The sequence below is a fragment of the Bacillus mycoides genome (genome assembly GCF_018742245.1).
GTDB classification, from domain to species: domain Bacteria; phylum Bacillota; class Bacilli; order Bacillales; family Bacillaceae_G; genus Bacillus_A; species Bacillus_A cereus_U.
The window spans coordinates 3,234,473-3,256,558 of the sequence record NZ_CP036132.1 but is presented as its reverse complement, the minus strand read 5'-3'; the positions used below and the strand labels follow the sequence as shown (position 1 = coordinate 3,256,558).

Below are 22,086 nucleotides of genomic sequence, written 5' to 3'. Positions count from 1 at the left end.
TAAAAAACTAAAGGAAACTGGAGAGGAAGTTAGTCATGGTACAAATTCATCCAAAAACACGTATTGGTCATGTTGCATTTAAAGTAAAAGATTTAGAGAGTCAAATTGCTTTTTATGAGAATGTAGTAGGGCTAGAAGTAATTAAGCAAGAGGGGAATAAAGCATATTTAGCAGGAAAAGGTGGTGAGAATACGCTACTTGTACTTGAGAAGTTAGAAGATGCAGCGCTTCAAGAACCACGTACGACGGGTATATATCATGTAGCCTTTTTAGTTCCGACTCGTGAGGCTTTTGCTTCGGCACTATTTGGGGTGATTCGTAATAAGAACGTAATTGATAGTCCAGCTGAACAAGAAGGACGTTATACATATTCAAATGAAATTTTACCAATTTCAAGGTTTAATAGTGCAAGTGATCATACGTATAGTGAAGCGTTTTATTTACAAGATTTAGAGGGGAACGGTATTGAGATTTATGCGGACCGTCCTCGAGATCAGTGGGGAGAAGGGCCAGGAGGAAGTACGCCACTTGATTTAAAAGAACTAGCAACGCTCGTTGATTATGAGTTTGATGGTTTACCTGCTGACACTGTGGTTGGACACGTACATTTACGAATAGCTGATGTCGAGAAGTCACATGAGTTTTATGTAGATACAGTAGGTTTTGAAGTACAACAGCGTGAAGATGATTGCTTATTCATTTCGGCAGGAGGGTATCATCACCATATCGGTGCAAATACGTGGAACGGGGTAAATAACCCGCATCCACCAGCACATGCAACGGGACTAAAAGTATATACGATTGTACTACCTCATAAAGAAGCTTTAAATGAAGTAAAAGAAAGATTAATAGAAAAACAACATGAGATAAATGAAACTACAAATGGATTTACGGTAGTAGATCCGAGTGGTATTACAGTGCAGTTTGAAATAGAAGTAGTATAAAGTGAAACTTTAATCAGTGGGGGTTTTGTTCATCCCCCACTGATTATTAGTCTTCACCAATCGGGCGTTTATGGGCAGTTAATCTCCCACCTAACTTCTTTGTTCCAGCCGAATTTTGAGGTGGGAGTTATACTGCCTGGCGAATAGCGGGATAAAACAAGCCAGAAAGTGTGTAATCACTTTCTGGCTTGTTTTTGATTATTTAGAGCTCAATCCAATACCTTCTCACAACATTACCATCTTCTTCAGTGAAATCTTCATCACGGAGACCGCCGTTATGTAAAATCGTTTTCTCTGAAGCTGTATTCACTTCATCGCAAACGACAAGTGCTTTCGTAATGCTTAATTGCTTCGTTTTTTCTAATGACAACTCGAGTAGCTTCGTAGCATATCCTTTTCTTCTTTCAGAAGGGCGAATGCCATAACCGATATGGCCGCCAGCATTAAATAAATGCTCCGTCAAACTATGACGAATATTAACTGCTCCCAAAATTTTATTTTCATTTGTAACGAGCCAATAAGTAGAATCTGGTACCCAAGTTTTAGGTATATTTATTCCGTTATGTGCCTCGTGTAATTCTTGAATCATTGCCGTGAAATTAGAAGGATCTTTTGAGATAACCCACGGAATCATCGTTTCACCGCTATTTTTCCATTCGTTATAAAAATCTAAGTATTCTTCTTGTAAATCGGTAGTAGGTGTAATTAAAGATACATTCATCGTTTGTAGGCTCCCTTTATTTATATTTTATTTCAACAAAATTTCAGTATAAAAAGAAAGTGATTTATAAATTTCTCAACCCCATTTCATATGCCGTATTCAACTGAAAATAAGTTACACGTTAAAGTTTAAAGATTTTCGTATGAAAAGTAGGTGATTTTATTTATGTTAATATTTAAAATATTAACATAAATCTATAGGGATATTAAATGTATTTTAATGAAATGCTTTTATTTTGATGGATAGATGCATGTGATAATTTTTGTTTTATCTCTCTATAATGAATGAAAGGGGGAAGTGCTCGTGAGCTTACATATTGATCTAATTATACGAATCGGTGTTGCTGGTTTATTAGGAGCGATGATCGGTATTGAAAGGGAAATTCGATTAAACGAGGAAAGAGTAATCTATAAAGTAGGAATGTAACTAAAAAATATATCAGCAAAAGAAAAAAATACCTTCATTCAGCATATACAATCGTTACCAGAATTTACGTTTATAAAGTTAAAATCATAATAGTGAAAAAGAGGGATAAAAATAGTATAAATTTCGCTATTTTTTATCCTTTTTTGACATAAATCGCACAGGAAGTCAATAATAAAATTTCCTTTGAATAGCTAAAATTGTAAGAGTTTTCCTTACCTTTCTCAATACATAATAAATAGTCAGAATAGTAAAATAACGAAGCGGGACATTAAAAAAATGTAAGGTAGGGGAGAACATGAAAGGTTATTCAAAAAAAGTGTTAGTAGGGGTAAGTTTTGCTAGTTTAATGTTAAGTAGTTTTCCGGGGAACATATTGGCGGAGGATACTAAGGGAGAGCAAGTTTCTTATCGGAATGTGCTCAAAATGGAGCCGGTTGGTGTACAGTTGCCACTGCAAGAATTAGCTCATTCATCGAAAGTGCTAGAAAATAAATCTTTTGAGAAAAGGCTACAATTTGCTGATTTATCGCAAAGACCGCCTGAAGTAAAAAAGGAAAGTAAGCAATTAGCTGTAGCGAAAACTTATACAATTGCTGAATTAAATCAATTAAGCAATCAGGCGTTGGTAGATTTACTTGTAACAATTGATTGGGAACAAATTACAGGGCTATTTCAGTTTAATAAGGACAGCCTTGCATTCTATCAAAATGATAGTAGGATGCAGGCGATTATTGATAAATTGAAGCAGCAAGGACAAGCTTATACGAAGGATGATTCAAAAGGGATTGAAACATTAGTAGAGGTATTGCGCTCTGGGTTTTATTTAGGGTTTTATCATACAGAACTAAGTAAACTTAATGAACGAAGCTATCATGACAAGTGCTTACCTGCATTAAAATCGATTTCCCAAAACCCAAATTTCAAACTCGGTACGTTAGAACAAAATAAAGTTGTATCATCATATGGAAAATTAATAGGAAATGCTTCTAGTGATGCGGAAACGATTTCATCGGTTGCGAACATTTTCAAACAATATAATGATAATCTTTCTACATTTATAGATAATCGTTCAGCAGGTAATGCAGTATACGATATTATGCAAGGTGTAGATTATGATATTCAGTCGTATTTGTACGATACGAATAAAGCACCGAAAGATACAATGTGGTATCAAAAAATAGATAGTTATATTAATGAGTTAAGTAGATTTGCGTTAATAGGAACAGTTACAGCGAAAAACGGATGGCTTATTAATAATGGCATTTATTATACAGGCAGACTCGGTACGTTCCATAGTACAGGGACGAAAGGATTGCAAGTTGTAACAGATGCGATGAAAGTCTATCCGTATTTAGGGGAGCAATATTTCGTAGCAGCTGAGCAAATTACGACGAATTATGGCGGGAAAGATGCAAATGGTAACGTTGTTGATTTAGATCAAATACGAGAAGATGGTAAGAAAAAGTATTTGCCAAAAACGTATACATTCGATGATGGAGCAATTGTTTTAAAAGCTGGAGATAAAGTGACTGAGGAAAAAGTAAAACGTCTATATTGGGCAGCGAAAGAAGTAAAGGCACAATTTCATCGTACAGTTGAAAGTGACCAGCCGCTAGAAAAAGGAAATCCTGATGATGTGTTGACGATGGTTATTTATAATAGCCCAGCTGAATATCAATTTAATCGTCAATTATACGGATATGAAACAAATAATGGTGGTATTTATATAGAAGGAACAGGAACGTTCTTTACTTATGAACGTACACCGCAGGAAAGTATTTATAGTTTAGAAGAATTATTCCGACATGAGTTCACGCATTACTTACAAGGTAGATATGAAGTGCCAGGACTTTGGGGACAAGGTAAATTATATGAAAATGAGAGATTATCTTGGTTTGAAGAAGGGAATGCTGAGTTCTTTGCAGGGGCAACGAGAACGGATAATGTTGTACCGAGAAAGAGCATTATAGGAGGACTATCTTCAAATCCAGCAGAACGTTATACGGCAGAGCGAACGTTAAATGCAAAGTATGGAACGTGGGATTTCTATAATTATTCATTCGCTTTACAATCATATATGTACAATAAGAGATATGATATGTTTGACAAAATTCATGATCTTATTAGGAAAAATGATGTGACAGCATATGATGCATACCGCTCTGCTTTAAGTAAAGATGCGAATTTAAATAAAGAGTATCAAGACTATATGCAAATGTTAGTAGACAATCGTGAGAAATATAATATCCCATTAGTATCAGATGATTATTTAGCAACTCATGCACCGAAACCAGTTTCAGATATTGCCGCAGAAATTACAGCGGAAGCAAAATTAAGTAATGTATCAGTAAAGAAAAATAAATCACAGTTCTTTAATACATTTACACTGCAAGGAACGCATACAGGTACTGCTGCAAAAGGAGAAAATGAAGACTGGAAAACAATTACGCAAAACGTTAATGATACGTTAAAACGTTTAAGTGCAAAAGAATGGACAGGCTATAAAACAGTAACAGCTTACTTTGTGAATTACCGTGTAAATGCATCAGGGCAATTTGAGTATGACGTTGTGTTCCATGGTATTAATACAGAAGAAGGTGCAGTGAATAAAGCACCAGTTGCGGTAATAAATGGTCCGTATAGCGGAAATGTGAATGAAGCAATCTCGTTTAAAAGCGATGGGTCAAAAGATGAAGATGGAAAAATTGCTTCTTATAAATGGGAGTTTGGCGATGATACTGTAAGTAGTGAACAAAATCCAACTCACGTATATACAAAAGAAGGAACGTATACAGCGAAATTAACAGTAACAGACGATAAAGGAGCAGCTAATACGAATACAACGAGTGTAACTATTCAAAAGAAAGAAGATAACAGTGTAGAAAAAGAGTCGAATAATTCATTTAAAACAGCGAATAAACTACAGTTAAATCAATTGTTACGTGCAAGTTTAGGGAACGGTGATACAAGTGATTACTTTGAAATAAATGTAGAAACTGCGAAAAACCTTCAAATTAACGTAACGAAGGAAAATAATATTGGGGTAAACTGGGTTCTTTATTCAGAAGCAGATTTAAATAATTATGTTACGTATGCTCAGCAACAAGGAAATAAGTTAGTAGGTAGTTACTATACGCATCCAGGGAAGTATTATTTACATGTATATCAGTACGGCGGGGGAACAGGGAATTATACGGTAGAAGTGAAATAGTAAAAGGGTCGCCATGAATGGCGACACTTTTTTATTATGCGTTATACCCAAATAATTTTAGATCTTCTTCTGAGTCTGAAATTATTTTCTCGAATCGTAATCCTACTTTTTCTAAAAGCTTTCCTGAAACAGTGTTATCTATAGAAGTAATTGCTACAATTCGTTTCATTCCTAGTTTTTGTACACCGTATTCGATTACCGCAGCAGCTGATTCATAGCCATATCCTTTTGAACGGAATTTTTCTAAAAAGGCGAAGCCGATATCAACGTCTTCTAATGAATCTCTTTTAATAAGACCACACATACCAAGTGGAGTAAGATCTTCTTTTCGTTCCACTAAGTAAAGACCAAAGCCCGTTTTATTATACATATCGACGGGTCCATTTAAGATGTAATTTTTTGCATCTTCTAAGTTTTTAACCCCTTTATCACCGATAAACTGAATCCATGCAGGATCGTTTACTAATTCGAGAATAAATGGAGCGTCCTTTATATCAAACCAGCGAAGAGTGAGTCGTTCAGTTTCAAGAACTATCAATCTATCGCACCCCCTTTAAAAGTTATAACAATTAGTATGGATTGTGCAAAATAAAAGTGCAAGTTATTTTTATTGAGAGTTACTTGTTCACATAAAGTTCGATTGTTTTGCATAGAAGAATATTTTATAATTAGGATTAACTGGAAAGAGTGAGATGCATATACAATGACTCCTAGGAAACTAGGAGTTTTTACTATATAACTATCATTATTACTAAATATGACACACTACACATTCTACTTAAGGAGGTACATAATGAAGAAATTATATAATGCATCGTTTACGTATTTAATTATCGGTTTATTGTCAGGAATATTTGCTAGGGAGTATGGGAAATATAAAGGGATTTTAGGCTCTACACTATTAAATCTGTTGCATACGCATACGTTAGTACTTGGCTTTTTCTTCTTTTTAATTGCTTTAGGATTAGCAAAAGTATTCGCTTTTCATGAAGTGAAAGGATTTAATAACTGGTTTATTTTACATAATATCGCATTAACTTTAATGTTAGGTTCGTTGGCAGCGAGAGGACTTCTTCAACTAAATGGAGCGGACTTTAAAGGGTTAACTTATATTGTAGGGTTCTCTCATTCTATGATGGCATTTACTTTAGTTTGGTTTATGATTTTGTTGAAGAAATCGTCTAAAATGTAGTTTTATAAAAAAGAACTTGTAGGGAATACTGCAAGTTCTTTTTTATATATAGAATTACATTAATCTTACTATTCTGATTATTTTGTATAAAAATGGTATAATTAATGCGGCGTAAATAATATAAAAGGAGAGTACGTAATGGAAATAACAATTGAACGTTTAGTAAATGAATTAAAGGATATACTTCCTGAAGATCAAGTAGTGGTTAATAAGACAGTAAGAGAGTTACATAGTAAAGATGAATCTTACCATACTAGTAGTTTGCCGGATGTAGTTGTGTATCCAAAAACGGCTGAAGAAGTTAGCGAGATTATGAAAGTAGCGAGTCTGCATGGAAAGGCTGTCGTTCCATTTGGAGTAGGCTCCAGTTTAGAGGGCCATATAATTCCGTATGAAAAGGGGATTACGGTTGATTTTTCATTAATGAACAAAATACTTGAAATAAGAGAGAAAGATTTTCTTGTGAAAGTACAACCAGGAGTGACTCGTTCTCAGCTCAATAAAGAATTGAAAAAGTATGGTCTATTTTTTAGTGTAGATCCAGGCGCAGATGCAACGTTAGGAGGGATGGCTGCTACGAATGCAAGCGGAACGACAGCGGTTAAGTATGGCGTAATGCGTGATCAAGTTCGTGATTTAGAAGTGGTACTTGCTGATGGACAAGTGATACATACTGGCAATTTAGCGGCGAAGTCATCATCAGGTTATCATTTAAATGGTATTTTCGTAGGATCAGAAGGTACGCTTGGATGCTTTACAGAGCTAACAGTAAAAGTATACGGCATACCAGAACATGTTATGGCTGCGAGAGCATCGTTTCCAACTATAAATGATGCAGTAGAAGCTGTTATTAATATACTGCAAGCTGGTATTCCAATTGCGAGAATAGAGCTCGTTGATGAACTATCTATGAAACAAGTAAATCATTATAATGAAACAAATTACAGAGAAGAACCAACACTGTTTTTAGAGTTTCACGGAAATGAAGCAGGGCTAACGCAAGATATCGAGTTTACGAAGGAAATTGTTTTTGATCATAAATGTAAAGAAGTCGCTTTTGAAACTGAAACTGCGGCAAGAAATAAATTATGGGATGCAAGACATAACTTAGCATATTCTTACGTTCATAGTTATCCTGGTAAAAAGCTAATGAGTACGGATGTTTGTGTACCAATTTCAGAATTAGCTGGTGCAATACAGCATGCGAAAGAGACATTAGATAAAGTTGGTCTTGTTGGTGGTATTCTTGGCCATGTAGGAGACGGGAATTTCCATGTGCTCTTAATGATTAATCCAAACGATAAAGATGAAGTGAAAAAAGGGGACGAAATAAACGAAAGTATTGTACTGTATGCTCTTAAGCGTGGCGGAACGTGCACAGGAGAGCACGGCGTTGGAATAGGGAAGCAGAAGTATCAAGAAGAAGAACATGGGGCTGCGCTTTTAGTAATGGAAAAAATAAAGAAAGCTCTTGATCCGCAAAATATTTTAAATCCGAATAAAATTTTTAAGTTAAAAGATAAGGAATGATGGAGTTTGGAGAAACGAATTATACACTTTGAAGGATTGGTCGTCTTATTAGCTGCGGTTTATATATATGCATTATGTGGATTTAGTTGGTTATTATTTATCGTATTACTTTTTGCGCCTGATTTAGCGATGGTGGCGTACGCTATTAACAAACGTGTCGGTGCACAAATTTATAATCTATTTCACACATATATCATATCAATATTACTTGTTTTAATAGGGGTCTATTTAAAAATGGATACGATTTTAATGGTTGGTTTAATATGGACAGCACATATTGGGATGGATCGAATGCTTGGGTATGGATTGAAGTATGAGACTGATTTTAAGGATACTCATATTCAGAGGTTATAAAAGTGATTTGAGAAGGATGGGTCAATTGAAACAATTTATTACTGTTGAGAAATATAATACACAATGGGAAAGTGAATTTTGTAAATTACAGACGTTGATTAATAACGTAATGGGAGAACTTATTTTTTCTATAGAGCATGTTGGGAGTACATCTGTTAAAGGTCTTGCTTCTAAACCGATATTAGATGTCGATGTTGTAATAGAAGATTATGATGTTTTTCCTAAAGTAATAAAGAGATTTGAAAAGATAGGATATTTTCATCAGGAAGAGTGGAGTTCTAAAGGGAGAGAGGCTTTTGGAAGAAAGGATCAATATGTTCCAAGGGATGGGAAGAATTCAATTTGGATGGAACATCATTTATATGTATGTGATAAGAATAGTGACGAGTTAAGAAGACATGTGGCGTTTCGTGATTATCTTCGTGGAAATCCAAACGTTGTTATTGAATATGGGAAGTTAAAGAAAGAGTTAGTAGAAACGGCGGAAAATCGCTCAAGTTATAGCTTAGGTAAAACGGAATTCATTGAATATGTATTAGAAAAAGCTATGAAGGATAGTTGAATAAGGGAGTTTGTATCAATAAGAAAATAGACTAAGGTGGCAGAAATCATATAATGCCACCTATTATTTTTGAAGAAGAGGTTTTACTATATGAACTGACCTTATAAAACAATTACAATCTGTCCCTGCCAAATAATAAATCTCGTAAATATAATGGGAAATAAGAAGATAAGAAAAGAGGGAGCTTATGTACATACCAAAACATTTCACTATACAAGATGAAGAGAAGAAGTACGAAATTATTGAACAAAATAGCTTTGCAACTTTATTTTCTCAACATAACGGAGCACCGTACGCAACGCATTTACCGTTATTGTTAAATAGGGAAACACTTACTTTATCCGGGCATTTTGCACGTCCAAATGAGCAATGGAAAGATAGTGAAAATCAACAAGTGTTAGCTGTTTTTCAAGGGCCACATAGTTACATCTCTCCGTCATGGTATGAAACAAATAAAGCAGTACCAACATGGAACTATGTTGCGTTGCATGTATATGGAGAGTTAGAAATCGTTGAAGATGAACAGGAATTAATAGATTCACTTCAAGATTTAGTACATAAATATGAAAATCCAAAAAGCGCCTACTCACTGAATGATGTAGATCCGAATTATATGGAAGGATTAAGTAGGGGAATAGTTGGGTTTAAAATAAAGATAAATAAAATAGAAGGAAAAGCGAAGTTAAGTCAAAATCATTCTATGGAAAGAAGAAAATTAGTTGTAGAAGAACTTGAGAAAGTTGGTAGTGAGGGGAGCAGGGGGATTGCGAGATGGATGAAGGAGCAGTTGTATAATAATGAGGGTTAACGATTACATATAGAGTGTGCTCGGTAAATCAAATAATTATAAAAAAGTCGTGCTAAAATGAAGTGCACCCCAATTGTTAGACACGGTCTAACAATTGGAGGTGCATTTTTTATGGCTAAATTTTCTTCAAAAGAAAAAATCCAAGCGGTGAAACGATATTTAGATGGTTCAGAGAGTGGAAAAACAATTGCTAAATCTATAGGAGTTACTCCTGTTTTAATTCGTGAGTGGATTAGACGATATGAATCTTCAGGTGAAAGGGCCTTTGACAAGTGCTATACATTATACTCAGCTCAGTATAAACTAGATGTACTTTATTATATGAATGAACACGGGACATCTATCAGAGAAACAGCGGCGCTTTTCAATATTCCGTCTTATGAAACACTTCGGAAATGGAAAATAGCCTATGAAACAGGAGGATTGGATGCCCTACAATCAAAGAAAAAGGGGCGTCCAACCATGAAAGATAAAAAAATAAAACCAGTAGTAGAAGGTTCAATAGAAGCACTACAAGCCGAAAATGAGCGTTTACGGATGGAAAATGCATATTTAAAAAAGTTGAATGCCTTAGTTCAAAACAAGGAAAAATCACCAAACAAGACAAAGCGCAAGTAATCTATGAGTTAAGGCATGAATTTCCTGTCAAGGAGTTACTTCAACTCGCAAACATTCCACGTAGTACGTACTATTACTGGATGAAACAGTTCAATCGTCCTGATCCAAATGCAGAAGTAAAAGAACTGATTCAAGCTATTTATAATGAACACGATGGGTGTTATGGGTATCGTCGTATTCGTGATGAACTTATGAATCGTGGACACAAAGTAAATCATAAAAAAGTGTATCGCCTTATGAAAGAATTAGGGTTAAAATGTCTTGTTCGTATGAAAAAATATCGCTCTTACAAAGGGACAGTTGGGAAAATTGCGCCAAATATTTTAAATCGCAACTTCCAAGCTGTAAAACCAAATGAAAAGTGGGTTACAGATATTACGGAGTTTAAGTTATTTGGGGAGAAGTTATACTTATCACCAATGTTGGATTTGTTTAATAGTGAAATTATTACCTATACAATTGGTTCAAGACCGACCTATTCCCTTGTTTCAACGATGTTAGATCAAGCTTTTGAACGTATAACAGATCAGGATAAACTCCTCATTCATTCTGATCAAGGTTGGCACTATCAAATGAAACAATACCGTCATTCTCTTAAGAACTGTGGCATTACTCAAAGTATGTCTCGCAAAGGAAACTGTTATGACAATGCCGTTATTGAAAATTTCTTTGGTATCATGAAATCAGAATTTCTGTATCGAAAAGAATTTGAAAGTATAACACATTTCAAACAAGAATTAGCAAAGTATATAGAATACTATAATCATAAAAGAATTAAGGCAAAATTAAAGGGTATGAGCCCGGTACAATACCGGGCTCATACCCTAGAAGCTGCCTAATGAAACGACCTGTCTAACTTTCGGGGGTCACTTCAAAAATTAGCACGACTTTTTTATAATTATTTGATGGTTAACTCGTATGCTGGAGACCAAGTATCACCTTTGTTTAATGCAGCATCTTTTAGATTATGGCTGAATCCAAAACTCAAAATTAGTGTTAATGCTACCGACGATAGTGTTAAACCAATCTTTTTCATTATTTTAGCGCCCCTTTAGCTAATGATTTTTTGCGTGCCTGATTACTTAAATTATAATATTTACTTGCTTTGGCATGATTCTCTTCTGCATAAAATTTATTTGCTATTCGTTCAGTGTACTCTTCAATACACTCCCATAATTCTTCTTTTTCAAAATAAGAAATCCCTTCTAAAATTACTTTTTCTAGTTTAATTAAATTTGATTCTTTACTAAGCTCTTCTAAGATTTTAAAACGATATTGATATTCTTTAATTTCTAATTCGTTACAAACAGATAAACCTTTTTCAATTAGTTGCGATGCAGATTTTATGTCACTTAATTTTACATATTCATCTGCTTGGAGATAAAGGGCTTTAAAATGGTTTGGCATGCTCTCAGTAACTTCGGATAGATGGCGAATTGCTAAAGAGGAAAGATTTTGATTTGCGTATAGCAAGCCAATATTATTTCTAGTACGTAAAAGTAATGATTTTTCTCCTCTCTTTTTCAAGAAATCGATAGCGGAATTGAAGCTTTCTTCAGCTTGTTCAAATTGTCTTAAATCTAGACAAGATAGTCCAAAAACATTGTCGCACGCAGCTAAGTTAATTTCATACCCGGTATGTTTAGAGAATAGTTTTTTTGCTTGTTGTATGTGGTTAATAGCTGTAAGTGGTTTGTATATTTGGTAATAAAAAGAAGAGATGCGATAATTAAACTCAGCAAGCTCTAATTCTTCAGGTACATATTTTATAAGTTTTTCAGCTTTCTCAAAGTGTTTTTTAGCTTCATTATAGTCTGCAATAATCGTGTTATGAATAGCTTTGAAGAAATTATAATAATAGGAAAGAAAATTATTTTCTGGTATTGGGAAAGAATCAATTTTATTAAAAGCATCTTTATTGATATTTAAACCATCTATTAAAACAGTATATCTAAAGTTAAAAAGTGAATAATATAATTGCAGGTTTGTATCTTCTTCTGAACCAGATATTCTATCCTCAATCTCTTTTTTTAGTTTTGTTGCATGGACAGTTTGATGTTGTAATATAGCTAAATACCAATCATTAAATAGTTTTGTAACTTGTTCATTACCTTGTAGTTGAACGTTCATAAAATCCCCTCACTTTTTGAATATTCTTATAAAATATATTATCAAAAATAACAATATTTAGAAATGGAGTTTTATATTTCTCAATATTTGTTTAGTAGATTTACTATTAAATAAATTGGAATAAAGATAGTTTTGATATTTAGTTTAAGGAAGCAGGGAGTGGAATACAGTAAGGGTAGCTAAAGGGTGCTTCAGTGCATCTTTTTGAAAGGGAAGTGTATAAAAAAGGTGTGTTCACACAATTTGTATGAACACACCTTTTAAAAAAGTATTAAACAATCATGTCCCACAAAAAGTACGATAAGGGCGATTAGACGGCACAGGAGGCGTGCAGTAATCCGCTTGTTCTTGAGAATATTCATAAGGATTTGCTAAAGCTTGAAGAAGTTTCTCCATTACGCTATAGTCTCCATCTTTAACAGCTGCTTCTAGTGCTTCTTCTACTCTGTGGTTTCGAGGGATGATTACTGGGTTGTTATTTTTCATCAACTTGTAGGCATCATCTTGTGATTCTTTTTGTCTTTCTAACCGAGATTGCCATAGCTCGTACCATTCTTTAAATTCAGGACTTTCAAATAAAGGTGCATTTTCTAATGTAGTGTCAGTTAATGCACGGAATGTATTTGTATAATCTGCTTTATATTTTTCCATTGCTTTTAAAAGTTTCTCAATAAGTGATTGATCTTGCTCTTCATTGCTAAATAGTCCTAATTTCTTCTTCATTCCGAGGAACCAATTGTTTTCGTACTGCACGCTAAACTTCGAAATTTCATCTTGTGCAATCTTTAGCGCTGCTTCTTCATCTTCGTGTAGAATTGGCATTAAAGATTCAGCTAATCGTGCAAGGTCCCATGCAGCCATATAGGGTTGATTTCCATATGCATAACGGCCTTGGGTGTCAATAGAGCTAAATACTGTTCCTTGGTCATAACTATCCATAAAGGCACAAGGACCGTAATCAATCGTTTCACCGCTAATCGTTATATTGTCAGTATTCATTACGCCGTGAATGAAGCCGACGAGTTGCCATTTGGCGATGAGGCTGGCTTGTTTCTTAATAACTTCTTGTAGTAATGAAACGTATGGATTTTCAGTAGATTCAATTTCTGGATAATGTCTTTTTATCGTATAGTCAGCTAACGCTTTGAGATCCTCGATTGAGCCGCGAGCTGCAGCGTATTGGAATGTTCCAACGCGTATATGACTGCTTGCAATCCTTGTTAAAATAGCTCCAGGTAGCTTTGTTTCGCGATAGATTGGTTCGCCCGTTAAGACTACTGCTAAACTGCGAGTAGTTGGAATATCAAGCGCGTACATCGCTTCGCTAATAATATATTCACGTAGCATCGGACCGAGTGCAGCACGGCCATCACCGCGGCGCGAATATGGAGTTGGGCCGGAACCTTTCAATTGAATATCAAACCGTTCGCCTGAAGGGGTGATTTGTTCTCCAATTAAAAGGGCACGACCATCTCCTAACATGTTGAAATGACCAAATTGGTGTCCAGCATACGCTTGAGCGAGTGGATGAGCTCCTTCTGGAATTGCGTTACCAGCTAAAATGGCAATTTCAGCGTCCTTTTTTAATTCCTCAGGATTAAAGCCAAGAGATATTGCTAAAGAATTATTTAGTTTAATTAACTCCGGTGAGTGTACAGGAGTTGGGGGGATTTCTGTATAAAATGATTGTGGTAATGTAGCATAACTAGTTTCTAAATTCCAACCAGCTTCCTTATTTTTAGTCATTTTATCTCCTCCTTTTTTGTATTTTGAATATGTATTTGTACGTATGTATTCTTTGTAAAGTTAACTAAAAGTATAATTTATTATTTCCCCTTGCAATCTATTGTAAGGACTTCAGTGCATTGTGTCTATTTAACAGCAAATACAAAAACTCCATTTTTATAAAGATTGATTAAAATGGAGTTTTGTTATTATTTGATTTTTACAATTATCTTTCCTTTTGCTCTTCCAGACTCTGAATATTCCATTGCTTTTTGAGTATCTTCAAAAGGGAAAATACGATCGATTATAGGTTTGATTTGTCCAGATTCAATATAGTTTGCAATTATACGTAATTGATCTCCGCTTGGTTTCATAAACAAAAACGAATATTGAGAAAGAAAATCGAGACGAATCAATTTTTACGTATTGAAAATTATGGAGTATTTATTATGGGTAATAGAAAAATATTTTTATATTGTAATTAATGGAGTTAAAAGGTAGAAAATGATTTAACAATGCGTTGTCTGCGGAGGGTAAAGGATAGCCATTTAATAATAAAATAAACGGTCGTAACCTTGTATAATTTATAGGGTTACGACCGCTTATAATGTTTTTATTATTTTTGATGTCTACATCAGAGAATAGTTCAAAGTGAAATAGGCCCTTTTTTTTATCCTTTAATACACACATAAATTAAGTGACTTGTAGATGTACTAAAGGATAAAAGTAATTTGGAGCGTAATCTATCTATATGATAATATATTGTTTGTTATATTACACATAAAGGGCTGAGCGTTATGAGAAGAAAAGGTTATTTTATAGACAATGAAAGTAAGCGATTATACAACAATGAAATAGTAGTTTCAAATAAAGTGTATCCTAATAATCCTACGTTAGAAGAACTGCAACAAATGGTTTTTAACGGTGGAATAGAAGAAGTGTTTATATCTCATTATTTTGACGATCAAAAAAGTAATTTAGAGCGTGAATCAATAGATGATGTGAGGGGAGAATGGGATACAAAATATCACTATAATATTTGCCTTACTGATGAACCAGTATCTTTAGAAGATTTCCCAAAAGAGTATCTTTTCTTTGCTGAAATGTGGGGAAATGAAAAAGGAAAAGTGATTTTAGTGTTATTTATGCATCATTAGAATGTTCGGGAAGCCTTTATATTGGCTTCCCGATATTTTTTTATGTTGAAAAATATTATGCAAGATGTCGGTAATATGATACGTATTTTTCTAATCCTTCAATCTCTTTCTCAGGTGGCTCAATACCACCTTTTTGGCCGTAGCAAACATTTCTTAAGTACTCTCCAAAATCATAGAACGACTTTTTTTATTTTCCATCCAATTATATCTATTAATAACAAATTCACCATCAAAGTTTGTATCAAATGTATAAGGAATACAGGCTATGTTTTGGGGTAAATGTTTTTTTATACTCTATATTGCCGGCCGGCTCCTAAACTTTTGCATACAAACAGTAAACTATTAATTGTTGTAAAATCAAAACTCTTCTTAGCTTCAATTACATTTGCGATTGGTTGGTTTAGTCTTTTTATGGTCGAAGTTGCTGAGTCTGCAAGTGAGGAATCAGTAGGGATGACAGTGGGTTTTGCGCTTACATTAAATCAAATTGCTATTATCTTTGCACCTGCTTTGTTTGGTTATATAGTAGATGGAAAAGGCTACACATATGCATGGGTGGGTATAGCTGCATTACTAAGCGTTTCAGCGGTGAGTTTATGTAAAAGTAAACGAATATTAAAAATGTAAATCTTTTATGAAGAAAATCTAAAGAAATGTCGTGGGAGTGACATTTCTTTTTTAAATGCTGTATAATCAAGTTATAAATGAGATTTGTTTTCATTAACGTTCATTTCCTCTTTTGAAGTTACCTGTAATTTTAGCCATAATAAGTTGTTTTTCTTTTTCATTATTTGCCCGAGTTATTTTGTTTAAAAATTTTTCAACGTCATTTCCTTTTAAAATCATAATCTATTTTCTATAATATTCAATTATAACTATATTTTTTGTTACCCGATAATGAAACATCATATCGTCTAAACGATTGCGTTTATCGGTCTTTTTCAAATTAACACCTCCATTCTGGCTAATGTATAACGAATGTTACATAAGAAATTGAAATTTAAGTTGGATGCATCCGATTGTAAGGTGGAAATTTTACAAAAAAGAAATACAATAGAGAGTAGTCAAAATTTGAGTGTGAGAAAAAGGAATCTAGTGTAATATGATGAATGATAGATAGATTATAAAATGTTTGAAATTTAAAAGATATAGAATAGAATGGAAAAGTATAAAGTGAGATTAGATAAAAGAGGGTTCCTATATGTTTAAGAAATGGTTAATTGTTTTTTTTATTTTTGCTATTTTTTGTGGGAGTGTCGCTGCACTAATATATGCAAATAAAGATAAGAAATATAATTTGAGGGCATTTTCAGATTCTAAGAATAAGGTTGAAAATGATAAACCAAAAGTTGATGTAAATCAACAAAAACGTTATGAGGTTGCGGCAGCGAAACTAGATCAGTATTTAAAAGATAAAGGGTTTAACGGAACGGTTCTCGTGGCGGATAAAGATAATGTGGTTTTACGAAAAGGATACGGGTATGCGAATGTAAAAGATAAAATTTTAACAACGCCAAGAACAAAATATCGCATCGGTTCCATAACAAAAACAGTAGTTGCAATATCTATATTACAGCTAAGAGAAAAAGGGAAATTGAATATAGAAGATAATGTGAATAAATATATTCCGTCATTCCCGGCAGATAAAAATATTACGTTAAGAAATTTGTTAACACATACTTCTGGATTGCCAGAGCAGGGACAAGGTAGAGTTGATGCGGCATCACGTTTAAAGTTAGTAACATGGATTGGATCTCAAAAGCTTGAATTTCCTGCAGGAACGGGATGGAGATATACAGATTATAATTATATGGTGCTTGCATATATTGTAGAAAAGATAACAAATGAACCACTTGCTGACTATGTGAAAGAAAACATTTTTACTCCTGTTGGAATGCATGAATCTGGGATGGGTGCCACTTTCCCAGGAGATATGTTTTTAGCAGAAGGATATACGAAAAAAGATAATGAGTTAATAGCTACGCCTCGTTTAAGAATGAGTTGGCTATATGGTTGTGGTGAAATGTATACAACTGTTGAAGATATGAAAAGGTTAGATGAGGCAATTATAGATGGTAAATTGCTTTCTAAACAAAGTTTATCAGATATGTTTACTGTATCGCCCGCTAGAAAGTATGGATTTAGTTTCTACATTAATGCAGATTATAATCATAATCATGGAGTATTAGCTGGATGGAACACATTTAATAATTTTAATGGAGATAAACGAATTTTTGTAATTCTTTTCTCTAACGTACAAAATGGAATGAACGATACATTTAATCAGGAGTTTAGAAAGATGGCGAAAGATTTAATAGAAGGAAAATAATTATTTAAAAATCGGTATTGATATGAAATTATCAATACCGATTTTTTTATTTAGTAATGTTTTATTTAGTGAACAAGCAGGTATGAGAGGGGATTAATATTAGAATAAATTTATGAAGGAAGTTAAATGATATTAATGTTAAATATAGGGAATGAGTTTTGTGAATGTCATCTATTTGTATTGAACTTATGTGATTATTATGCGGAAGAATAATTGGGAATTTTTACATTGATGAAAAAGCTTGAGCTTCACACTATGTTAAGCCTTACATTATTGTAGACATGAACAGGAGGTTGCAAAATGAAAAAAGTAGTAAAGTTTTGTTTAATAGCTACATTAGCTACAACGATTATTAGTGGGTGTTCTTTTGAAGGGGGTAATGAAAATGCAAAAGGAAAAGAGAGTGAAAAGGTAGAGGTACAGAAAAAAGTTGGAAAATATACGATGCCGGATGAAAAAGATAAACATGAAGGTACATGGCTACAATGGCCACATGAATACACATATGGTCAAGAGTATAAGCAGGAAGTTGAACCTATTTGGATTAAGATGGCAAGTGCTTTAACTGAGGGTGAAAAAGTCCACATTGTTGCATACGATGAGGAGGAGAAAGAGCGAATCAATAAGCTTTTAATAGATAAAGGGCTAAATATGGAGAAAATTGATTTCTTTATCGCTCCTACTGATGATGTATGGGCAAGAGATAGTGGACCAATTTTTGTTTATGACAATAATAAAAATCTAAAAATATTAGATCCAGCATTTAATGGTTGGGGGAAGAAAACTCCTTATAAAAATGATGCCCGTATACGTGAGAATGTTAGTAAACAATTAGGGATTGAAAGAATTGATTGGGGGAAATTTGTCCTTGAAGGTGGCGCAATTGAATTAGACAGCAATGGGACTGCTTTATTAACTCGAAGTGCAGTAACGAATAAAAATAGAAATCCTGATTTATCAGAAGAGGAAATTGAAAAATATATAAGTGACCTTGGGGTGACAAACTTTATTTGGTTAGATGGAGTGCCTAATTTAGATATTACTGATTTTCATATTGATGGATTTGCTAAATTCCATGATAAATCTACCATTGTAACGATGAAAGAAGATGACTTGGCTGAATGGGGCTTGTCAAACAAAGATATGGATAAATTGTTAGATGCAAAAAATGCTTCAGGACAGAAATATAAGTATGAATACTTACCGCTTAGTAAAGATAAAGTTACTTTAGAAGGTGGAAAAACTCTCGATTATAAAGGATCGTATATCAATTATTATATTGGAAATAAAGTTGTATTGGTGCCTAACTATAATGATCCAAATGATAAAATCGCAAACGATACGATTCAGAAGTTATACCCAGATCGCAAAGTAGTGGGAATTGACGTGAGAGAACTTTATAAAAATGGCGGAATGATTCATTGTGTTACACAGCAACAACCGATTCAATTGAAGTAGTCGATTATAGTTTCGTTATGTTGCTTTATAGACAAAATAGGTGAAATGCTATCTTTACTTATTTTGTCTTGTTTTAACATCTGTAATAAGATTGTAATGCATAATTTTAATATAATGATGATTAAATAAAAGTATATTGTCATTATTGTTTTATATGGAAAAGGAGAAAAATGTTTGTGTTAAAGAATATAAAAAGAGTTTTTTCGTTGTTCCCTATCGTTCTACAGTACATTTTAAATGTTGCTTTGATTTGCTTAGGGATTGTTCTAAGTGTGTTTCTGATGAAAGAAGTTATTCAATTTATACAAGAACTTAAATTAAATAGTGAGGAATCTAGTTATCATTTGATTGATAGTATCGTCGTATTCTTTTTATATTTTGAATTCATCGTAATGATTATAAAGTATTTTCAAATGAACTTTCATTTTCCATTACGCTATTTTATATATATAGGTATTACGGCTATTGTTCGTCTAATTATTATAGACCATGATAGTCCAATGGATTCATTGTTATATGCTTGCGCGATTCTTGTATTAATTAGTGCTTTATTTATTGCAAATTCTAAAATAATGCGTCGTGATTTAGAAGAGTGAACATTAGTTGTTTAAATCAAAAAAAGATGTTTTATCTTTTGGTAAAAAAGGAGTAACGGTATTGAAAGAAATAATTTTAACTAGTTTCATAATAATAGGGTTTATGATTCTACTATTTAATTGTATACTTTCATAATTTTAAAGGATAAAAAGTTAAAAAGGGAAGAGGCTTTTGTAAATATGGTACATTACAATAATCAAAATAGTTTACATCAAATATTTACATTAAAGGGGACAGTTATAAGAGATATTTTCCCGCAAATTTTATTATATATATGCGTTTCAACGATAGTAACTGTGATTAATTATTATTATGTAGAAATAAAAATTAATCAAACTCCTTGGGTAATTGTTGGAGGGGCTTTAGGTCTACTGTTAGTTTTTCGTACTAACACTGCGTATGATAGATATTGGGAAGGTAGAAAGTTATTTGGCACGATTGGTGCTTGTACTAGAAATTTAGCAGTTAGTTTTTTATGTTATTGGGAGTCTGAAGAGGAAAATACGGATAAGGAAAAACTAAAATTTTTACATTTATTAATTGCTTTTCCAAGGTTAGCGAAAGGACATTTGAGAGATGAAAAAGATTTATCTGAAATAAAATCTTTGTTTGATATTTGTTCTGAGAAGGAACGAGAAATCTTGGCTAAGTCTATTCATTTACCGATTAGTATAGTTTTCATGTTAAAAACTATACTATCAAAAGGTTTGAAAACGGGTCAAATTCATCCAAATGCAATAATTAATATGGAAGCTGATTTGAATACTCTGCTTACGGCTGTGGGTGGATGTGATCGTATCAAAACAACGCCTATTCCTTTTGCATATTTTGCTCATATTAAAATTTTACTGCTCATATTTTGCGGGACTTTATCGATTGGTCTTGTTGATAGTCTTGGATGGTTTACAGTACTTGCAACTACGTTTATAAGTTTTGCATTTATAGGGATTGAAGCAATAGGGGTTGAAATTGAGGATCCATTTGGTCAGGATCCAAACGATCTTCCGCTTGAAGCAATTTGTATAGGGGTAGAAACGCATTTAGTGAATTTATATAATCAAAACGCTCTATCAGAAGTAATGGATTTGAATCTTGATAAAAAAATCATCTAATTCTTCATTGTGTACGACGATTAAAATTTAAAAATCTTGTCAAGAGTCAGTTTACGGCTTAACGACGGCTTTATATTTTTTATATAAATATATAATATTTCTCCGTGCTATAATCCATTCATGAAATGTGCACGTTTTAAAAATTGTAATGAAAAGAGAAATGAATTGGGGAATAGTTGGCGTATTGAAAACAGTTATTCAATCATTATTAAAAAGCGAGGTAAATAATATGGAACAAAAACATAATGGAATTATTTTTACTGCAATACCAGATAAATCGAATGAATATTATCGACCATTTTATGAAGACTTGATTTATTTTAATGAATATTTAAACGAAAACAAAGCATTTACCGATCAACTTATATCTTTATCTGTTGAAGAGCAAGACTTTCATACAAGCTTTTTTGAGTATGATGATATTTGGCTAAGAGATGTTGCACCAGTTGTAACAAATCATCTAGTTAAATTTAAATATCAACCAAATTACTTACCTAAAGATCAAGGGCGATATTTAGATCAACAATTTAATAAATGGTTGAAAAAGAACGACTTTGAATATGTGACATCTCCATTGATATTAGACGGTGGAAATTTTATTTGGAATAAAAAAGATACTGTAATATTAACGGAACGCATATTTGATGATAATTATGATTGGACGGAAGAAGAAATTATAGAGCAACTGGAATGGGATTTAGATGTGAGTCGGGTTATTATTATTCCTGCTGAAGAGGGAGATGTACTTGCACACGCAGACGGAATGGTTAAATTTATTGATGAACATACAATGTTTATTAGTGACTTTTTAGGGGATCATGAATTTAGATATAATGTTCAAGAAATTATTCAAGAGCAAATGCCAGAAGCTGAATTTATAGTTGTTCCTTCATCATATACAGAGAAAGGACAATATGATCAAGAAATAGCATCGGCAAAAGGTTTGTATATAAATATGTTAGAAACATGTGATACGCTTTACGTTCCTAAGTTTGGATTAGCTAAAGATGAGGAAGTTTTACGATATATTCAACAGTGTACTGAGAAACAAGCTATTCAAATTCATGTAGGAGAAATATCGACAATGGGAGGCGCGATGAATTGTTTAACGTGGTATTGTCCTAGTCATTTGTTACCTTCAAAAATGAAAAGACTGAACGATCAGAGTGAAGGTTCTTCAATCAGAAAAATATTTGATTGGTTTTAATAAAT

Annotated in this window: 19 protein-coding genes and 6 pseudogenes; 17 read left to right on the top strand and 8 right to left on the bottom strand. The window is 33.3% G+C overall.

Annotated elements, in window-relative coordinates; translation table 11 throughout:
• The first annotated feature begins 35 nt into the window (after positions 1-35).
• Positions 36-944: a VOC family protein gene (locus EXW56_RS16645; RefSeq protein WP_002199734.1), complete on the top strand. Its 909-nt coding sequence runs from the start codon at positions 36-38 to the stop codon at positions 942-944.
• Positions 945-1,146: 202 nt separating this feature from the next.
• Here EXW56_RS16645 and EXW56_RS16640 read toward each other — a convergent pair whose 3' ends face one another.
• The gene (locus tag EXW56_RS16640) at positions 1,147-1,665 is read right to left on the bottom strand and encodes a GNAT family N-acetyltransferase (RefSeq protein WP_002199735.1); all 519 of its coding nucleotides are present in this window, start codon (positions 1,663-1,665) and stop codon (positions 1,147-1,149) included.
• A gap of 303 nt (positions 1,666-1,968) precedes the next feature.
• Here EXW56_RS16640 and EXW56_RS27860 point away from each other — a divergent pair.
• From EXW56_RS27860 to colA, 3 genes and pseudogenes are all read left to right on the top strand, one after another.
• Positions 1,969-2,061 (top strand): annotated as a pseudogene (locus EXW56_RS27860) (MgtC/SapB family protein); the annotation flags it as partial.
• A 9-nt stretch (positions 2,062-2,070) separates the two neighbouring features.
• Positions 2,071-2,181: pseudogene (locus EXW56_RS27725) on the top strand (MgtC/SapB family protein); the annotation flags it as partial.
• Positions 2,182-2,386: 205 nt separating this feature from the next.
• The gene (gene colA, locus EXW56_RS16635; protein WP_098988000.1) at positions 2,387-5,302 is read left to right on the top strand and encodes a collagenase ColA; all 2,916 of its coding nucleotides are present in this window, start codon (positions 2,387-2,389) and stop codon (positions 5,300-5,302) included.
• Positions 5,303-5,336: 34 nt separating this feature from the next.
• Here the strand turns inward: colA and EXW56_RS16630 are convergent, their stop codons facing one another.
• Positions 5,337-5,840: a GNAT family N-acetyltransferase gene (locus EXW56_RS16630; RefSeq protein WP_098987999.1), complete on the bottom strand. Its 504-nt coding sequence runs from the start codon at positions 5,838-5,840 to the stop codon at positions 5,337-5,339.
• A gap of 255 nt (positions 5,841-6,095) precedes the next feature.
• Between EXW56_RS16630 and EXW56_RS16625 the strand changes: the two genes are divergently transcribed.
• The 6 genes from EXW56_RS16625 (at position 6,096) to EXW56_RS16600 (ending at position 11,205) form a co-directional block, all read left to right on the top strand.
• A complete protein-coding gene (locus tag EXW56_RS16625; protein ID WP_002199739.1) occupies positions 6,096-6,494 on the top strand; it encodes a DUF2871 family protein in 399 nt (132 codons plus the stop codon).
• A 138-nt stretch (positions 6,495-6,632) separates the two neighbouring features.
• Entirely contained in the window at positions 6,633-8,024 is a 1,392-nt protein-coding gene (locus EXW56_RS16620; protein WP_215596796.1) for an FAD-binding oxidoreductase, read from the top strand.
• Between the two features lie 6 nt (positions 8,025-8,030).
• The gene (locus EXW56_RS16615) at positions 8,031-8,378 is read left to right on the top strand and encodes a DUF4260 domain-containing protein (protein WP_144503720.1); all 348 of its coding nucleotides are present in this window, start codon (positions 8,031-8,033) and stop codon (positions 8,376-8,378) included.
• Positions 8,379-8,403: 25 nt separating this feature from the next.
• On the top strand, positions 8,404-8,940 hold the full coding sequence (locus EXW56_RS16610) for a GrpB family protein (RefSeq protein ID WP_215596795.1): 537 nt from the start codon (positions 8,404-8,406) through the stop codon (positions 8,938-8,940).
• Between the two features lie 187 nt (positions 8,941-9,127).
• On the top strand, positions 9,128-9,748 hold the full coding sequence (locus tag EXW56_RS16605; protein ID WP_002199743.1) for an FMN-binding negative transcriptional regulator: 621 nt from the start codon (positions 9,128-9,130) through the stop codon (positions 9,746-9,748).
• Between the two features lie 111 nt (positions 9,749-9,859).
• Positions 9,860-11,205, top strand: a protein-coding gene (locus tag EXW56_RS16600) for an IS3 family transposase (RefSeq protein WP_215596794.1) whose coding sequence is annotated in 2 segments (ribosomal slippage) — positions 9,860-10,301 and positions 10,301-11,205 — 1,347 coding nt in all. Because the reading frame shifts where the segments join, the coding sequence is not laid out codon by codon here.
• 59 nt (positions 11,206-11,264) lie between these two features.
• Here the strand turns inward: EXW56_RS16600 and EXW56_RS16595 are convergent.
• The 4 genes and pseudogenes from EXW56_RS16595 to EXW56_RS16580 all read right to left on the bottom strand — a co-directional run.
• Positions 11,265-11,402, bottom strand: coding sequence for a Phr family secreted Rap phosphatase inhibitor (locus EXW56_RS16595; protein WP_002160981.1), 138 nt, complete (start codon positions 11,400-11,402; stop codon positions 11,265-11,267).
• A complete protein-coding gene (locus EXW56_RS16590; RefSeq protein ID WP_002199744.1) occupies positions 11,402-12,496 on the bottom strand; it encodes a response regulator aspartate phosphatase in 1,095 nt (364 codons plus the stop codon). The genes EXW56_RS16595 and EXW56_RS16590 overlap by 1 nt, the downstream gene beginning before the upstream one ends.
• Before the next feature lie 279 nt (positions 12,497-12,775).
• On the bottom strand, positions 12,776-14,242 hold the full coding sequence (locus EXW56_RS16585) for a protein adenylyltransferase SelO (protein ID WP_002199745.1): 1,467 nt from the start codon (positions 14,240-14,242) through the stop codon (positions 12,776-12,778).
• 188 nt (positions 14,243-14,430) lie between these two features.
• Positions 14,431-14,616 (bottom strand): annotated as a pseudogene (locus EXW56_RS16580) (zinc-binding dehydrogenase); the annotation flags it as partial.
• A gap of 402 nt (positions 14,617-15,018) precedes the next feature.
• Here EXW56_RS16580 and EXW56_RS16575 point away from each other — a divergent pair.
• On the top strand, positions 15,019-15,378 hold the full coding sequence (locus EXW56_RS16575; RefSeq protein ID WP_215596793.1) for a hypothetical protein: 360 nt from the start codon (positions 15,019-15,021) through the stop codon (positions 15,376-15,378).
• A 55-nt stretch (positions 15,379-15,433) separates the two neighbouring features.
• On the opposite strand, the pseudogene EXW56_RS27720 reads toward EXW56_RS16575, so the two are convergent.
• Positions 15,434-15,770: pseudogene (locus tag EXW56_RS27720) on the bottom strand (YdcF family protein); the annotation flags it as partial.
• On the opposite strand from EXW56_RS27720, the pseudogene EXW56_RS16570 reads away from it, so the two are divergent.
• A pseudogene (locus tag EXW56_RS16570) lies at positions 15,763-16,005 on the top strand (hypothetical protein); the annotation flags it as partial. The pseudogenes EXW56_RS27720 and EXW56_RS16570 sit on opposite strands and share 8 nt — an antisense overlap.
• A gap of 93 nt (positions 16,006-16,098) precedes the next feature.
• On the opposite strand, the pseudogene EXW56_RS27715 reads toward EXW56_RS16570, so the two are convergent.
• Positions 16,099-16,323: pseudogene (locus EXW56_RS27715) on the bottom strand (hypothetical protein).
• A gap of 256 nt (positions 16,324-16,579) precedes the next feature.
• On the opposite strand from EXW56_RS27715, the gene EXW56_RS16560 reads away from it, so the two are divergent.
• From EXW56_RS16560 to EXW56_RS16540, 5 genes are all read left to right on the top strand, one after another.
• A complete protein-coding gene (locus EXW56_RS16560; protein WP_002199750.1) occupies positions 16,580-17,707 on the top strand; it encodes a serine hydrolase domain-containing protein in 1,128 nt (375 codons plus the stop codon).
• A 300-nt stretch (positions 17,708-18,007) separates the two neighbouring features.
• Entirely contained in the window at positions 18,008-19,165 is a 1,158-nt protein-coding gene (locus EXW56_RS16555) for an agmatine deiminase family protein (protein WP_002199751.1), read from the top strand.
• A 176-nt stretch (positions 19,166-19,341) separates the two neighbouring features.
• Positions 19,342-19,761: a phosphate-starvation-inducible protein PsiE gene (psiE, locus tag EXW56_RS16550; protein ID WP_002199752.1), complete on the top strand. Its 420-nt coding sequence runs from the start codon at positions 19,342-19,344 to the stop codon at positions 19,759-19,761.
• 180 nt (positions 19,762-19,941) lie between these two features.
• Positions 19,942-20,874 (top strand): bestrophin family protein, encoded by a 933-nt coding sequence (locus EXW56_RS16545; RefSeq protein ID WP_215596791.1) that lies wholly within the window; start codon positions 19,942-19,944, stop codon positions 20,872-20,874.
• Positions 20,875-21,103: 229 nt separating this feature from the next.
• Complete coding sequence (locus tag EXW56_RS16540; protein WP_215596790.1) at positions 21,104-22,081, top strand: agmatine deiminase family protein; 978 nt, start codon at positions 21,104-21,106, stop codon at positions 22,079-22,081.
• Positions 22,082-22,086 lie beyond the last annotated feature (5 nt).

Excerpts from the sequence above, each read along its gene's own strand:
- EXW56_RS16590 (WP_002199744.1), bottom strand. The coding sequence starts at position 12,496 with ATGAACGTTCAACTACAAGGTAATGAACAAGTTACAAAACTATTTAAT.
- EXW56_RS16545 (WP_215596791.1), top strand. The coding sequence starts at position 19,942 with ATGGTACATTACAATAATCAAAATAGTTTACATCAAATATTTACATTA.
- EXW56_RS16575 (WP_215596793.1), top strand. The coding sequence starts at position 15,019 with ATGAGAAGAAAAGGTTATTTTATAGACAATGAAAGTAAGCGATTATAC.
- EXW56_RS16555 (WP_002199751.1), top strand. The coding sequence starts at position 18,008 with ATGAAAAAAGTAGTAAAGTTTTGTTTAATAGCTACATTAGCTACAACG.
- EXW56_RS16560 (WP_002199750.1), top strand. The coding sequence starts at position 16,580 with ATGTTTAAGAAATGGTTAATTGTTTTTTTTATTTTTGCTATTTTTTGT.
- EXW56_RS16605 (WP_002199743.1), top strand. The coding sequence starts at position 9,128 with ATGTACATACCAAAACATTTCACTATACAAGATGAAGAGAAGAAGTAC.
- colA (WP_098988000.1), top strand. The coding sequence starts at position 2,387 with ATGAAAGGTTATTCAAAAAAAGTGTTAGTAGGGGTAAGTTTTGCTAGT.
- EXW56_RS16645 (WP_002199734.1), top strand. The coding sequence starts at position 36 with ATGGTACAAATTCATCCAAAAACACGTATTGGTCATGTTGCATTTAAA.
- EXW56_RS16620 (WP_215596796.1), top strand. The coding sequence starts at position 6,633 with ATGGAAATAACAATTGAACGTTTAGTAAATGAATTAAAGGATATACTT.
- EXW56_RS16595 (WP_002160981.1), bottom strand. The coding sequence starts at position 11,402 with ATGAAAAAGATTGGTTTAACACTATCGTCGGTAGCATTAACACTAATT.
- EXW56_RS16640 (WP_002199735.1), bottom strand. The coding sequence starts at position 1,665 with ATGAATGTATCTTTAATTACACCTACTACCGATTTACAAGAAGAATAC.
- EXW56_RS16625 (WP_002199739.1), top strand. The coding sequence starts at position 6,096 with ATGAAGAAATTATATAATGCATCGTTTACGTATTTAATTATCGGTTTA.
- EXW56_RS16540 (WP_215596790.1), top strand. The coding sequence starts at position 21,104 with ATGGAACAAAAACATAATGGAATTATTTTTACTGCAATACCAGATAAA.
- EXW56_RS16585 (WP_002199745.1), bottom strand. The coding sequence starts at position 14,242 with ATGACTAAAAATAAGGAAGCTGGTTGGAATTTAGAAACTAGTTATGCT.